The sequence below is a fragment of the Onishia taeanensis genome (assembly GCF_013349955.1).
In the GTDB taxonomy this organism is placed as follows: Bacteria; Pseudomonadota; Gammaproteobacteria; order Pseudomonadales; family Halomonadaceae; genus Onishia; species Onishia taeanensis_B.
Genome location: NZ_JABVXC010000017.1, coordinates 13,658 through 28,812, shown reverse-complemented (window position 1 = coordinate 28,812; position 15,155 = coordinate 13,658). Strand labels below are relative to the sequence as shown.

Genomic DNA, 15,155 nt, shown 5'->3' with positions numbered 1-15,155 from the left:
ATGATCGCTCGGCTCGAGTATCGCTATCTGGTCAAATTGGGCTCAGGGCCGCACCAACGCATGCCCGCGCTCGCCAAGGGATTCGGCCAGCCGCGCGATATGCGCAGGCCCCACCTCACAGCAACCGCCGATGATCTCGATGCCATGATCGATCCAGCGCGTCGCCGTACGGGTGAAGGCCTCGGGGTCAAGATCATGGCGTGCTTCAAGTGCACTGACGGTGCCGCCCGGAGCCAGCGCCTCGACGGAGGTAAACCCATTGGGGTAGGCGCCGGTCGCTGCGGAGAAACCGGTCAGCACGTCGAGGCTAGCCTCGATGGTTTCAGGCTGACTGCAGTTGAGCAGCAGCGCCTGGACGCCGAGCGACTCTGCCAGCACCACGGCGTCGGCCAACGACTCCTGGCTACGCAGGCGATCGGGGCGAGCATCATCGAGCGTTACGGCGACCCAGACCGGCAGGCCTGTCTCAGCGGCGGCGGTTGCCGCCGCGCGCATCTCGTCAAGCGAGGCCATCGCCTCGCACAGCCACAGATCTACGCCCTTCCCGGCGGTGACCATACGTCGATAGCTGGCCAATGCGACCTCGCCGGTCGGTGACTGGTCGGGCCGATAGCTGGCGACCAGCGGTGGCAGGCAGCCAGCAATCGCTACGTCCTCACCGCAAGCGGTCACCGCTTTCTGCGCGCAATCCAGCGCTCGTTGATGCAACATCTCGAGAGACTCGGCCTGGCCGTCACGGGACAGACGCTCCGGCGTGGCCGTGTAGGTCGCAAGCGTAATCACCCGAGCGCCTGCTCGAATGAAGTCCTCATGCAGGCCCTGCACCAGATCGGGGTAGTGCTCGAGGATATGGGTAGACCACAGCGGAGTGGGCGGTTCGCCAGCACGACGGACAAGCTCCTGACCCATGCCGCCATCCAGCAGCACAATTGATGACATACCTAGACTCCTGACTTGCTTGGCGTTTCGCATCACCACTGCATTTTCGACGGACAATTTCGACACCTGTGCGCAGCGCCACTTGCAGCGCGTCAAACGCTACCCGCACAGCGATCTAAGACGCATGGGCCAAGCACCTGCGGGGACAAGATTCTAGCACGCCGATGGCGGGACTGTTGCGCTCGGGTAAGGGGTGCTAATGTGTCGCCCGCCGACGGCTGTCGGCTTCCCCGTTTGATGCTGATGAAGGCTGCCGTGCTCGTACCCATTCCCTTTCGCCGCCGTGGCAAGGACACTTCACACGAGACATCTCAGGTCCGCCTCGAGCGCGAGGGTCGAGACGAGATTGATCGCATTACCCGCGCCGTGGAGAAGGTGCCTTGGTCGGTCAGTCTGCTGCAGATTCTCTGGACCGCGGGGCCCGTTACCCTGCTGGGCGCCTGGGGCGGCTATCTGCTGGGCTATGGGCGCGCCCCCACCGCCGAAAACTACATCTTCTTCATCAGCTACACGGTGATTACCGGTGCCACCGGCATCATCGCCAACCTGGTGCACCAGTTCACCGGGGCGCGCCGCGCCGAGAAGACCACCGCCAAGATAGAACGTGTCATCAAAGCGCTGCCGGATCTGCTGCTGACGACGCGCGATCTAATCGTCGAGAGCCTAGAGGGCGACGCCCGGCGTCGCGAGGCCGCCGCCATGTTGCTGCGCAAGCAGGACCTGTCACCCGAGGGCGTCGAGCTTGCCGCCCTCGAGCTTCTCGATGACCGCGACAGCGCCCGGATCATCAGTCAGATCGATATCTACCGGCGTGTTGGCCTGCATGCCCGTATCCGCGACATGGTCGCGCTCTATGGCGAGACGCTGGAACCGCAGTTCCAGGAACTCACTGCGCTGGCCCCAGAGGCCACCGATCTGTTGCGCGCGCGCTTCACCGGCCAGGCGCCAGCGCTGCAGCACGGGGTCTCGCGAGATGACAACTTCATCGAGCGGGTACTGGCGGCCATCGAGCAGGATGATGAACTCTTGATGACGCTGCAGGACGTGGAAGAGATGCTGATTCTGGCCTTCGAGCTGATCAGCGGTCGCCAGATCCCCATGCTGACCTTCGAATACAAGGGCCGCTGGAGGCTGGCGCAGGCCTTCGACGCCCTCGAACAGGCCCGCGCTCGGCACCGTATCGCCCAGGCCACCGGCCTCTCACGTCTCAAGGCCCTGATGGCCTATCTGGCGGAGCAGTCGGGTACCCTGGTCGAGGATTCTGCCTCTGGACTGCGCGCCGAGGTACTGGTCGAACGCTCGCGCAACGCCATGGATGCCCTTGCCGAGCAGATCCAGCATCTGGCCAAGGCGGTACGCAGCGGCCAGAGCCAGCATCGCCGCGCCCTGGATCAAAAGGCCGAACTTCTGGCCAATGCCGTACGCCTGCACAAGCAAGTATCGGAGGCCTATGAGCAAGTGGGTCGCCACCATGCCCAGCTGCTCAAGATGGTCGAACGCTGGGAGCGCATCAGCCATGCTCAGGACAGCGCCGGGGCTCGCCTGCAGCTGAGCCCCGGTCGGCGTGGCCTGCGCATACGCGAGCATGTCATCGAGCTCGATGACGAAGCCAAGGCTAAGGTCTGCAAGCGGCTCGTCAAACACCTGGGCAGCAGCGAATTCGATCAGCATCGCCGCACCACCCTGGGCATCGAACGCGAGCGTCGGCTGTCGGTCGGCGTCGAGGTCTCCAAGCGCCTGGCGGTCGAGATCGCCCTGGCGCTCGAGCCGCATATCCATCTTTCCCGGCCGGCGGTGCAGCGCGCCATCAACAGCACCAACGCCGCAGATTTCGGCCAGCTGGAACCCAACCTGTCGGCGGCCGCAAAGGCGGCAATGGGGGCGGCCATGGTCAAGGAGATCGAGGTCGACCTATCTCGCCCCGCCGAGCAGTTGGCCCTGGCGCTGGTGCGCCACTACCACGTGGAACTCGAACCCGAAGCCATCGACTTCCTGGCTCAGCACTACGGGGCTCGGGAAGCCACCCTGACCATGCTCTCCAACTACCATGCCAGTCATGCTGGCACTGACACGCCGAACGTCAGCTACCTGAGCCAGCGTCCGCCGATGGTCGGCAAGCCCCACCGGGACTGGTACCGTGCCCTGGTCAGGGCGCGCCGAGCGCTGGGCCTGAAAGGCGGCGAACGCCGCTGAAACCAGACCTGAGACGATGAGAGCCGAGACGTATCAAGGGCCTCAGGCCTGCCGCGCCCACTCGAGCAGCGGCCTGGCTCGCCCGGCCATATCCAGCCGGGCCTGAAGACGCACCAAGTTCCAATAGTGGCCGTTGAGCGTACGCGACAGCAGCAAGGTATCCGCCGGCGGCTGAAGACGATCCATCGCCGCCCAGACGCGTGGGCTGAGTTCACGCAGGCGCCGATGGACCCGCACGTCGCCAAGATCCTGCACGCCGCTGGCGAACAGCGGCGCGACGGCCGCGGCGCTGTCTCGGTAAAGACTCAGTGGCGCCCCTTCGCCCTGACGCCCGCCCATCGCCAGCAACGCCGCATCCATGGCCACCGGATCTTCCTCAAGGGTAGCCTCGAGCAGCTTGAGCATCTGGCACAGCCGCGCTTGTGGTACCGGGATCACGGCGCCAAGATCATAGATGACCAAACGCCCCTCGGCGTCGGCGGCAAAGTTGCCGGCATGAGGGTCGGCATGCAGCTCACCGAAGGTAAAGAGCTCTTCGGTCATCCAATCGGCCAGGCGCACCGCCACGGCCTGGCGCAGCGCATCATCCGCCTGATCCAGTTCGCGCAGCGGCGTGCCCGGCACATAGGACATGGCCAGCACCCGTGAGGTGCACAGCGACTCGATCGGCGCCGGAATGACGACATCAGCGTTTTCTGCATAGCGCTGGCGATAGCGGGTCAGGGCCGCGGCCTCGGCTCGATAGTCGAGTTCGCCACGCAGGCTCTCGGCGAGCTCCTCGAAGAGCGCATCCAAGCGCGCCTGCGGCACCTTGAACCAGCGGCCCAGACGCATCATGCGCCGCACCTGGGCAAGATCGCTCTCCAGCACATCCTCGAGCCCGGGATATTGCACCTTGAGCACCAGGGTCTCACCCTCGTGAGTCGTGGCACGATGCACCTGCCCCATCGAAGCACTGGCGAAGGGACGCGCCTCGATATTGGCGAAACGCGCCTCGAGATCGCCGTATTCGGCCTCGAGGGTGGTACGGATCTTCTCCCAGGGCATCGGCTCTGCCTGGCGCTGCAGGCGAGCGAGCTCGTTGGCAAGCTCCGGCGGCAGCAGGTCATCCCACTGCGACATGACCTGGGCCAGCTTCATGGCCGGCCCCTTGAGTTCCGATAGCCCCTCGAACAGCGCCTCTCCCAGCGAGCGCCAATCGGCTTCGCCGCCGAGGCGGGTCTTGAGCATCGCGCCGCCGGTTCTTGCCCCCAGCCCCAGCAGCCGCCGCGTTCTGCCGCGTTCTCGCATAATGGTACAAACCTTGTACGGATTTCGATTCAGGTTACACCTGGCGAGCCGGCCAGGATACTGGAAGAATGTCCATTACTTTGACAAGCTGGCGAGCCCGCCCTGTATCCCGCCATTCACTCTCATGAGACCTCCATGCGCCTGATTATCGCCGAGAAACCGAGCCTTGCCCGCGCCATCGCCGATGCCTTACCCGGTCAGTCCCGGCGCAGCGACGGTGCCCTGACGGTCGGCGATACCACCGTGACCTGGTGTTTGGGCCACTTGCTCGAACAGGCGCCTCCGGATGCCTACGACCCGGCCCTCAAGCAATGGCGCCTCGACCATCTGCCGATCCTTCCCGATCCCTGGCGGCTAATGCCAAGACCCAAGGCCCGCGGTCAGTTGGCGGTGATCCGCCGGCTGCTCAAGGAAGCCAGCAGCGTGGTGCACGCCGGGGACCCGGATCGTGAAGGCCAACTATTGGTACAGGAGGTGCTCGATTACCTGAAGTGGCGCGGGCCGGTGGCGCGACTCCTGGTCAACGACCTTAACCGCCCGGCGGTGGTCAAGGCACTGGGGCAGCTTCGCGATAACAGCGAATTCCAGGCGCTGTACCGGGCCGCTGAGACCCGCTCTCGGGCCGACTGGCTGTATGGCATCAACCTGACCCGTGCCTGGACGCTGACCGGCCGGCAGGCGGGGCACGACGGCGTGCTCTCGGTGGGCCGGGTGCAGACCCCGGTGCTCGGGCTGGTGGTGCGCCGCGACGCCGAGATCGCCGCCTTCAGGCCGCGCCCCTTCCATGTATTGTGGGTCGACCTGGCCGTCGAACACGGCCAGCTGCGGGCCTGGTGGCAGCCCGGCGAGCACAACCCGCTGGATGACCAGGGTCGCCTGCTCGAGCGCGGCCCCGCCGAGGCCCTGGCCGCCCGCCTGCCGGGCAGCCAGGGCACGCTTACCAGCCTCAACGCCAAGAAAAGCCGTCAGGCCGCGCCATTGCCCTACTCCCTGTCGGCGCTGCAGGTCGATGCGGCCCGTCGCTACAAGCTCTCGGCCAAGGCGGTGCTCGATACCTGCCAGAGCCTCTACGAGCGCCACAAGCTGATCACCTATCCGCGCTCGGACTGTCGCTATCTGCCTGCCGCTCACCATGGCCCATCGAGGCAGGCGCTGACCCACGCCTGCCAGGGCGATGCCACCCTGGGCCCCTGGCTTGCCGGCGCCGACTTTTCGCTGCGCTCCAAGGCCTTCAACGATGCCAAGGTCAGTGCCCACCACGCCCTGTCGCCCACCGGTACACGACCGGACTTCTCTCGGCTCTCGGCCTCCGAGGCCAATGTCTTCCGGCTGATCGCCCGTAACGTGCTGGCGCAGTTCTATCCGCCCCTCGAGACCCGCGAGGTCAAGGCCGAGTTCACCATCCTAGAGGAGCGCTTTCGCGCCCAGGGCCGGGAGATTCTCGCCCCGGGCTGGAAGCCGCTATTCACCACCCGCGACGAGGCGCCGCCGCTGCCGCCGTTGCGCGAAGGCGAACCGGCCCGAGTGCAGGAGACAGGCGTCGAGGATCGCGAGACCCGGCCGCCGGAGCCCTTCACCGATGCCAGCCTGATCAAGGCGATGATGAACATCGCCCGCTATGTCCAGGACCCGGCGGTCAAGCGCACCCTGCGTGACTCCGATGGCCTGGGCACCGAGGCGACCCGCGCCGGCATCATCGAAACGCTGCTCGATCGCGGCTATCTGGTGCGCCAGCAGCAGGCCCTGCGGGCCACCCAGACCGGCCATGCGCTGATCAACGCTCTGCCCGAGGCGGTCGGCCGCGCCGAACGCACCGCGCTTTGGGAACAGCGCCTGACCGACATCGCCGAGACCGGCAGCGACCCGTCGCCCTTCCTTTCGGGCCTGGTCGAGGACCTGCGAGGACTGCTGGGCGCCGCCGACGCCGGGCGCATGCGCAGCGCCCTGAGTGATGCACGCGGGGTAGCGCCGGCCGCGCCGAGCGCTGCCCCATCAAAACGCAAGCCGCGCCGGTCAGGCACCGGCAAGGGGGCAACCACCAAGCGCGGTTCGAGCAAGCGTTCATCGACCCAAAGCGCCTCCGGCAAGACGACCGGCACCTCGAGCGGGCGTCGCAAGGCCGGGACGAGCAAACCGCGCAGCAAGAAGACGGACGACGCATGAACACGCCCCAGAACAAGATGAACAAGAACGAGACGGCCAGAAGCGAGACGACCCCGGCTCAGCGCTCCCCGCATGCGCAGCCGAATCACTGGGTCGTCGGCCCCGGCGCCGTGGGGCGGCTGCTTGCCTTGCGGCTGGCGGGCCAGTTACCGGTGGTCCTGATCGGGCGACGCGAGCCGCCAGGCCGGCTGACGCTGACCACGCCAGAGGGCGAGCAGATCCCACGCGCGCTGCCCGGTGCCACGCCGAATGCCCTGCCCACGATGCCCCCGACGATGATCCACCTGACCACCAAGGCACAGAGTGCCGAAGCGGCCATAGCAGCCTTGAAGGGTCGAGTGCCCGCCACCACGCCGCTGGTGCTCTGGCAGAACGGCTTCGGCGTCCAGGAGACCCTGACCCGGTCCTGGTCCGGCCCAGTGCTCTGCGCCAGCACCACCGAGGGCGCCTTCGTGGACGACACGCCACAGCGTCAGGCCGTGGTGCACGCCGGCCATGGTCGCACCGTGATTGGCCACCTCGATGGCACCTACCCAGACCTTGCCGGCTGGCTGGCCGAGACCCTTGCCGCGGCGGGCCTGCCCTGTCAGGCGGTCGATAACATCCGCGTCAGACTCTGGCACAAGCTCGCGGTCAATGCCGCCATCAACCCTCTGGTGGCGCGCTTTCGGATCCGCAACGGCCAGCTCAGGGATCGTCCCTTCCGACCGATGGTCGAAGCGCTGGTAACAGAACTCGCCTTGATCATGGCAGCCGAGGGCATGCCCGCGCCCACTAGCTGCTGGTCGGCGCTGGTGTGGGGCGTAGTGGAGGCGACCGCCAATAACCGCGCCTCGATGCTGCAGGACGTGCTGGCGGGCCGGCCCACCGAGGTCGATTCCATCCTCGGCCCGCTGCAGGCGGCCGCCCGGCGTCACGCCATCGCCATCGCCATCCCCAGGCTTGACGCCCTCTGGGCCATCACGCCTTAGTTTTATGCGAAAAAATTGAATCGAAAAAAGTTGTACCCAAAAAGCGGGTACGCATAGCGTGCGGCCCTCGCCGCCATGCACTGCCCGGCGGCGCGGATTCTTCTTCCATCCCCCTCCTTTCTTCCTTACCCCCTGCCTCTTTCATCCTCGCGTTAGGCCGCCATGCCTGGTCAAGCAGCGCCCCGCCATGCACCGACGGGCATGTCCATGACACTTTGCTTGACCCTTGGCTAACACAAGGGTTCTAGGCTTGCTGTATGTAATGGCTAAATACCCGCAGGGGAGTTCTTTCTCCTTCTGCTCGTTTCACTCCGGCTAGAGGCGGGGAAACAGACTTGAAGCACGACAAGTACGTGACGGAGACGACCCCATGACGCAGCACGATCACGAACATGGTCAACGGGATGCTTCGGCATCGCCAAAAGACAGTGGTGAAACGGGCCACCACCAAAACTACGCAAGCCAACAGAGTGATCACAAGGGGAGTCGCGAGACGGACGAACGTTACACCTGCCCGATGCATCCGGAAGTCATCAAGGACAAACCGGGGGAGTGTCCCAAGTGCGGCATGGCACTCGAGCCGATGGCGCCGACGGCTGCGTCACAGAAAACCGAGTGGATCTGCCCCATGCACCCGGAGATCGTCCGTGACGAATCCGGCGAGTGCCCCAAGTGCGGCATGGCACTCGAGCCGCGGCAAGTGAGTGCCGATGCTGAGGAGAACCCCGAGCTCATCGACATGACCCGTCGCTTCTGGGTTGGCGTCGCGCTCACCGTGCCGCTGTTCCTGCTGGCCATGGGCGGGATGGTGCCCGGCGTCGACATGGGAGCTCTGGTGCCTCACGGCATCCGGGTGTGGCTGGAGCTGACACTGGCCACGCCGGTGGTGCTGTGGAGCGGCTGGCCCTTCTTCGTGCGCGGCTATCGCTCGGTGATCAACACAAGCCCCAACATGTTCACCCTGATCGCGCTGGGCACGGGCGTCGCCTACCTGTATAGCCTGATCGCCGCGGTGTTTCCGCACATCTTCCCGCTTTCCTTCCGCGACGAGGCCGGCCAGGTCAGCGTCTACTTCGAAGCCGCCGCGATGATCGTCACCCTGGTGTTGCTCGGCCAGGTCATGGAGCTGCGGGCGCGCAGCCAGACCAACTCCGCGATCAAGGCACTGCTGGGGATGGCGCCAAAGACCGCCCGCCGGATCAGTGACGACGGCAGCGAAGAGGATGTAGCGCTGGAGCAGGTGCAGATCGGCGACCGGCTGCGGGTCCACCCCGGCGAGAAAGTGCCGGTGGACGGCGTCGTCATCGAGGGCAACTCTTCGCTGGACGAATCAATGATCACCGGGGAACCGATTCCCGTCGAGAAGAAGACCCACGACAAGGTCATCGGCGCCACCATCAACGGCACCGGCGCGCTGGTCATCGAGGCGCAGCGGGTGGGCAGCGACACCCTTCTCGCTCAGATCGTGCAGATGGTCGCCGAAGCCAGCCGAAGCCGCGCCCCGATCCAGAACCTGGTGGACGTGGTGGCCGCCTACTTCGTGCCGGCCGTGGTGCTCGCAGCCGTCGCCACCTTCATCATCTGGAGCCTGTTCGGACCCGAGCCGGCAATGGCCTACGCGCTGATCAATGCCGTGGCGGTGCTGATCATCGCCTGCCCCTGTGCGCTGGGCCTGGCGACCCCGATGTCGATCATGGTCGCCAGTGGCAAGGGCGCGTCGCTGGGCGTGCTGTTCAAGAACGCTGAAGCGATTCAAACGCTGCGTGATGTCGACACCCTGGTGGTCGACAAGACCGGCACCCTCACAGAGGGGCGCCCCAGGTTGCAGGATGTGGTGGCCGCCGAGGGCTTCTCGGAAGCGCAGGTGCTGGGCCTGGCGGCAACGCTGGAACGTGGCAGCGAGCATCCGCTCGCCGCTGCCATCGTCCAGGGCGCCGAGACGCGCGAGGTCTCCCTGGAACGCTATACCGACTTCGCCTCCATCACCGGCAAGGGGGTCACCGGCCGGGTCGGCGAACGGCAGGTAGCGCTGGGCAATCGCGCCCTGATGGAAAGCCTGGATATCGAAGCCTCGGCGCTCACGGAGCGTGCCGAATCCCTGCGGGCCGAGGGCAAGACGGCGATGTTCGTGGCCGTGGATGGCAAGCCAGCGGGGCTCGTCACGGTCGCCGATCCGATCAAGGACACGACGGCGGAAGCTATCCGTGCCCTGCATGAAGAAGGCATCCGCATCGTCATGCTCACCGGTGACAGCCAAACCACGGCGGGAGCCGTGGCTAAGGAGCTGGGGATAGACGAGATCATCGCCGGGGTGTTGCCAGAGCAGAAGGCCGAGAAGGTCAAGGCACTGCAGGCCGAGGGGCGCTTCGTCGCCATGGCCGGCGACGGCATCAACGATGCCCCGGCGCTCGCCCAGGCCCAGGTCGGCATCGCCATGGGCACCGGCACCGATGTCGCCATGGAAAGCGCCGGTGTGACCCTGGTCAAGGGTGACCTGATGGGCATCGTGCGTGCTCGCCGGCTAAGTCGCGCCACCATGCGCAATATCAAGCAGAACCTGTTCTTTGCCTTCGCCTACAATAGCCTCGGCGTGCCTATTGCCGCCGGGGTGCTGTACCCCGCCTTTGGCCTCTTGCTGTCGCCGATCTTCGCCGCTGCGGCCATGTCATTGAGTTCGGTGTCGGTGGTGGGCAATGCCCTACGACTGCGCCGAACAAACATCTGATCCTACATCTTGTGATCGAAGCGCACGCTGGCGTTTGAGCCAGCGTTGCCCAACGGCACTCTCGAGAGGTCATCTCACCATGCAAACTCAAGTCACCGCACTGTGTCTCGCCGGCAGCCTGTTGCTTGGCGCCAGCACAGCCCACGCCGCGCTGCCGGGCAGCGCCCGCCTCTACAAGACCCCGTCCTGTGGTTGCTGCGAGACCTATGCCCGTCATCTCGAGTCCAGCGGCATCGACGTCGAAGTGATCGACAGCCAGCCCATGGGACAGATCAAGGAAGCGGCCGGCATCCCCTACGGCCAGGGGTCCTGCCATACCGTCATGATGGATGGCTACGTCATCGAGGGGCATGTGCCCATCGCCGCCCTGGAGATGCTCTTTGAGCAGCGCCCTGAGATCGACGGCATCGGACTGGGCGGCATGCCTCAGGGCACTCCGGGCATGCCCGGGGAGCAGCTCGCACCCTATGAGGTCTATCAATTCACTGACGGGCAGGCTAGGCCATTCATGACCCTTTGACTGGCTTGACTTAAGCAACGCTTAAGCCAACGGCTGCACACTGGTGAAACATTCTTCCAGACCCGTCTCGCCATGCCGCCTTCACGACTCTCCCCTCGCCGGCAAGCCTCGTCTGCCGGCGCCACTACCCGCACCCGCTCTTCGGTTGCCGACGCTTGGCCACAAGCGGCCCTGCGGCGGAAGAGCGGGCGCCCGGCCTCAGGCTGGCTGCTGATCGGCTGGTTCCTGTTTCTGACCATGATGCTCGTCGGGCGGGCCGCCGGCCTGGACTTCAAGCTCGCCGATACGCTTTATCATCTTCAGGGCGACGCTTGGTCACTGCACCATGCCTTTCTTACCGAGCAGGTACTGCATGGCGGTGGACGCATGCTCAGCCAGAGCATGGGCGTAGCAGCCATCCTTGCGCTGATCGCCAGCTGGCTGCGCCCCGCCTGGCGGGACTGGCGCCACCCATTGGGCTATCTGGTGCTGGCCGTGGCAGCGTCGACCCTCGGCGTCTCGATACTCAAGCAGCTGATCAGCATGGACTGTCCCTGGGACCTTAGCCGCTATGGGGGCGCTCGTGCCTATATCGGCCTGCTGGCGACACGGCCCGCCGACTACCCGGACACGGCCTGCTTCCCCGCCGGGCATGCCAGTGCCGGCTATGCCTGGATCGCGCTTTACTTCTTCTGCAACGCCATCCGCCCCCGTTGGCGCTGGGCCGGCCTCTGCCTGGCGCTGGCCCTGGGCCTTGCATTCGGCATCGCCCAACAGCTTCGCGGTGCGCATTTCCTCTCACACGATCTGTGGACGCTAATGCTTTGCGCGACCCTGAGCCTGTTACTGGCCCGTTGGCTACTCCCCTCGTCCGTCAGCCTGGCCGCTTCCCCATCATCTCTCGAGGAAGCCTCGCATGCATGAACGCTTTCGCATGGCCACCACCTGGCTGGCCAGCCTGGCGCGCCCGTCGCTGACCCTGTCACCAGAGCGCCTGACGCTGTTGGTCTGCCTGGTCTTCACGCTCTTCTACCAGCAGGCCTTCTGGCAGCAGGTCATGGCCGCTGAACCGGCCCTCACCGCCTGGCAGTTGCTCGCTTACGGGCTAGTGCTGACGGGGCTGCAGTTCATCGTCTTCGTGCTGTTCGTCACCCGCCATACGGCCAAACCCCTGCTTTCGGCCTTGATCCTGCTGGCGGCCACGGTGAGCTACTACACCGGTCATTACGGCACCTACTTCGATACCCATATGATCGATAACGTGTTGCAGACCGACACCAAGGAAGCGGGTGAACTGCTTACCCCGGGCTTCGCGGTCTACCTGCTGCTGTACGCGGGGCTGCCGATGGCGCTGCTGTGGCGAGTCAGGCTCTCGGCAAGCACCTGGCCACGGGCGCTGGGGCGCCGCTTCGCCTACCTGGCCGGGGGGGGTGGCGATGCTGGCAGTGGCGCTGATGGTGTCCTATCAGAGCCTGTCATCACTGATGCGCAACCATACCGAGCTGCGTTACCTGGCCACTCCGGGCAATGCCCTGATTTCCTCCGGTCGGGTGCTGGCGGCAAGTGACCCGCTGCCCGAGCAACGCCTGCCGATCGGCGAAGACGCCACTCGCCTGCCGCGTGCCGGCGACAAGCCGCTGCTGATGGTGTTGGTGGTGGGGGAAACCGTCCGTGCCGCCAACTGGGGGCTGAATGGCTATGCGCGCCAGACCACGCCTCAGTTGACGAAGCGTGGTGTAATCAACTTCACCGATGTGAGTACCTGCGGCACCAGCACCGCCGTTTCGCTGCCCTGCATGTTCGCGCCTATCGGCAAGGACGACTACGACAAGCGCTATATCAAGAGTCATGAGTCGCTGCTGGATGTGCTCGATCATGCGGGCTTTAACGTGCTATGGCTGGATAATCAGGCCGGGTGCAAGGGCGTCTGTGATGGAGTGAGTCAGCAGTCGATCCAACCCGATGATCACCCCAAGCAGTGCCAGGATGGCCGCTGCCTGGACGAGGCGCTGGATGAGGAACTGCGCGCCCGTCTCGACAACCTCGAAGGCGATACCGTCATCGTTCTCCATCAGCTCGGCAACCACGGCCCCAGCTATTATCAGCGCTATCCGGAAGCGTTTCGTCGCTTCACGCCGACCTGCGACAGCGCCGACCTGAACAGCTGCTCGCAGCAGGCCATCACCAACAGCTACGACAACGCCATCCTCTATACTGATAGCGTGCTGGATCATGTGATTGGCGCCCTGGCGGAACAGTCGCATCATGCCGCTTCGCTGCTGTATCTCTCGGATCATGGCGAATCGCTGGGTGAACACGGCCTATACCTGCATGGACTACCCTACGCAATCGCCCCGAAGGAGCAGACCCAGGTACCCATGGTGTGGTGGTCATCGGCGGCCTTTGACGCGGCAGTAGGGCTCGACAAGGATTGCCTGGCAACAACCCGCGACGCCCCTATTGGCCATGCCAACCTCTTTCACAGTGTGTTGGGAGCACTCAGGGTCGAGAGTCGCATTCTGAACCCGCAGCAAGACATGACGCGGGTCTGTAGAAGTGACGCCTAGTCATTCAACGTTGATACTTTCGTCGACATTTCCAGTTGACAGCAGGACTTAATATAGCAGTAAGATAGATATTCTGAGCTTGCTAACTTTTAAGCCCCCGATGCTCGGTCACTCGCGCACCGGAATCGACACGAGGAGTACCATCATGCCAGATATGTCGCATCCCACCCTGTCGCTCGAGTCACTGGCCGGTGACCTGCCGATCGCCGCCCCCGCAGCGTCGCTTTCGCATCTGACGGTCGACAGCCCGGCGAGTTCGCTGCTCACTGACTTCACCAAGGTCAGAGCCCGCACTATCGGCACGGAGACTCCCGCTGAAGAAGCCCGCCTGATCATGCAGGCCAGTGGCGTGCGTCTACTGCTAGTGGCAGACGCCGACGGACACTGCCAGGGCATCGTCACCGCCAAGGAACTGCTCGGCGGCCGCCGGACGACCCAAGCCATGCAGACCCATCAGATCGCCCGCGCCGATGTCACCGTGGGGATGGTGCAGTCCCCTTGTTCGACGCTACATGCGCTGCCGTTGTCACGGCTGTCGAAGCTGACCATCGGCACGCTAGTCAAGGCACTGCAGGCTCATGGCGACCAGCACTTGCTGATCATCGACCATGACGAACAGCAGCAGCCCCGGCTGCGCGGTTTGATCTCCGCCTCGGATGCCGGTCGCGCGCTGGGTGTCGAGCTTGGTCAACTGCTCAGGGAACCCCACAGCTTCGCCGATATCTGTCGCGTGATGCTCGGCCACGAGCTATGAGCCCCCGGCACTGACCGAGATCATGCTAGCCTGATGGGCATTGCCCCATGCCGGCCCCGTGCCGGCATGCCAACATCATACAAGGCGCTTCATGGCACACGATCACGCGCATCATCACAGTGACAGCGAAACCAGGCTACTCTGGGCCTTGGTGCTGACCGGCGGCTTCATGATCGCCGAAGTGGTCGGCGGGTTACTGTCGGGCTCGCTGGCGCTGCTGGCCGATGCCGCCCACATGCTCACTGACAGCGCCGCTCTGGCGCTGGCTTGGTTCGCCGCCCGCTTGAGCAGACGCCCCTCAGACAGTCGTCGCACCTTTGGCTATCACCGAGTGCAAATTCTGGCCGCCTTCGTCAATGGCCTGACGCTGATCGGCTTGGTCGTGTGGATTTGCGTCGAGGCCATAGGGCGCCTGCTGAACCCGGTCGATATCCAGGCCAATACCATGATGGTGATCGCGACCCTGGGGCTTTTGGTCAATATCGTGGTGTTCGCCATTCTGCATTGGGGTGATCGCGAGAACCTCAATATCCGCGGTGCGGCTCTACACGTGCTGGGTGACCTGCTGGGCTCGGTGGCGGCCATCATCGCCGGCGCAGTCATCTTCGCCACTGGCTGGATGCCGATTGATCCTCTGCTGTCGCTGCTGATTGCAGCGCTGATTATGCGCAGCGCCTGGAAACTGACCCGTGAATCTGCCCACATCTTGCTCGAAGGCGCCCCGGATGGCCTCGACGTGGCTCAGATCGAACACAGCATTCCGCAGCAGATTGCCGCCGTCTCGGAGGTGCACCATGTGCATGTCTGGTCACTGACGCCGGCCCGACCGATGGTGTCGCTGCATGCCACCTTGGTCGACGGCATGGATCGCCACGAGGCGCTAGTGGCGATCAAGGGGGTGCTGGATCAGCGCTTTGGCATTAGCCACGCCACCATTCAGCTAGAGGTTCGCGACTACTGCCTGGACTCGCCGACATCGAATAGCTGCGGGGAGAGCGGAGCGACGGCAGCACACGCTCACTCCCATGCACATTCTCATTCGCATGGATAGCGC

The 15,155-nt window shown here is 64.8% G+C and carries 12 protein-coding genes; 10 read left to right on the top strand and 2 right to left on the bottom strand.

The window, feature by feature from the left end; genetic code table 11:
• Nucleotides 1-42: 42 nt before the first annotated feature.
• Nucleotides 43-939, bottom strand: coding sequence for a homocysteine S-methyltransferase family protein (locus HUS66_RS16010; protein ID WP_175072194.1), 897 nt, complete (start codon nucleotides 937-939; stop codon nucleotides 43-45).
• Between the two features lie 255 nt (nucleotides 940-1,194).
• On the opposite strand from HUS66_RS16010, the gene HUS66_RS16005 reads away from it, so the two are divergent.
• The gene (locus HUS66_RS16005) at nucleotides 1,195-3,132 is read left to right on the top strand and encodes a hypothetical protein (RefSeq protein WP_175072193.1); all 1,938 of its coding nucleotides are present in this window, start codon (nucleotides 1,195-1,197) and stop codon (nucleotides 3,130-3,132) included.
• A gap of 42 nt (nucleotides 3,133-3,174) precedes the next feature.
• On the opposite strand, the gene HUS66_RS16000 is transcribed toward HUS66_RS16005, so the two are convergent.
• Complete coding sequence (locus tag HUS66_RS16000; protein ID WP_175072192.1) at nucleotides 3,175-4,422, bottom strand: ABC1 kinase family protein; 1,248 nt, start codon at nucleotides 4,420-4,422, stop codon at nucleotides 3,175-3,177.
• A 135-nt stretch (nucleotides 4,423-4,557) separates the two neighbouring features.
• Between HUS66_RS16000 and HUS66_RS15995 the strand changes: the two genes are divergently transcribed.
• The 9 genes from HUS66_RS15995 to HUS66_RS15960 all read left to right on the top strand — a co-directional run bounded on the left by HUS66_RS15995 (nucleotide 4,558) and on the right by HUS66_RS15960 (nucleotide 15,152).
• Nucleotides 4,558-6,585, top strand: a complete 2,028-nt coding sequence (locus HUS66_RS15995; RefSeq protein ID WP_175072191.1) for a DNA topoisomerase III — start codon at nucleotides 4,558-4,560, stop codon at nucleotides 6,583-6,585.
• Entirely contained in the window at nucleotides 6,582-7,556 is a 975-nt protein-coding gene (locus HUS66_RS15990) for a ketopantoate reductase family protein (protein WP_254628871.1), read from the top strand. Before HUS66_RS15995 ends, HUS66_RS15990 begins: the two co-directional genes overlap by 4 nt.
• A gap of 370 nt (nucleotides 7,557-7,926) precedes the next feature.
• On the top strand, nucleotides 7,927-10,281 hold the full coding sequence (locus HUS66_RS15985) for a copper-transporting P-type ATPase (RefSeq protein WP_282847623.1): 2,355 nt from the start codon (nucleotides 7,927-7,929) through the stop codon (nucleotides 10,279-10,281).
• A 79-nt stretch (nucleotides 10,282-10,360) separates the two neighbouring features.
• Nucleotides 10,361-10,801 (top strand): DUF411 domain-containing protein, encoded by a 441-nt coding sequence (locus HUS66_RS15980; protein ID WP_175072190.1) that lies wholly within the window; start codon nucleotides 10,361-10,363, stop codon nucleotides 10,799-10,801.
• Between the two features lie 72 nt (nucleotides 10,802-10,873).
• Nucleotides 10,874-11,704 (top strand): phosphatase PAP2 family protein, encoded by an 831-nt coding sequence (locus HUS66_RS15975; RefSeq protein ID WP_175072189.1) that lies wholly within the window; start codon nucleotides 10,874-10,876, stop codon nucleotides 11,702-11,704.
• Nucleotides 11,697-12,347 carry a phosphoethanolamine transferase domain-containing protein gene (locus tag HUS66_RS17875; RefSeq protein WP_254628870.1) on the top strand — a complete coding sequence of 217 codons (651 nt, stop codon included), beginning with the start codon at nucleotides 11,697-11,699 and terminating at the stop codon, nucleotides 12,345-12,347. Before HUS66_RS15975 ends, HUS66_RS17875 begins: the two co-directional genes overlap by 8 nt.
• On the top strand, nucleotides 12,235-13,347 hold the full coding sequence (locus HUS66_RS15970) for a phosphoethanolamine transferase (protein WP_340162769.1): 1,113 nt from the start codon (nucleotides 12,235-12,237) through the stop codon (nucleotides 13,345-13,347). Before HUS66_RS17875 ends, HUS66_RS15970 begins: the two co-directional genes overlap by 113 nt.
• A 145-nt stretch (nucleotides 13,348-13,492) precedes the next feature.
• Nucleotides 13,493-14,101 (top strand): CBS domain-containing protein, encoded by a 609-nt coding sequence (locus tag HUS66_RS15965; protein WP_175072188.1) that lies wholly within the window; start codon nucleotides 13,493-13,495, stop codon nucleotides 14,099-14,101.
• Nucleotides 14,102-14,192: 91 nt separating this feature from the next.
• Nucleotides 14,193-15,152, top strand: a complete 960-nt coding sequence (locus HUS66_RS15960) for a cation diffusion facilitator family transporter (protein ID WP_175072187.1) — start codon at nucleotides 14,193-14,195, stop codon at nucleotides 15,150-15,152.
• The last annotated feature ends 3 nt before the right edge of the window (nucleotides 15,153-15,155 follow it).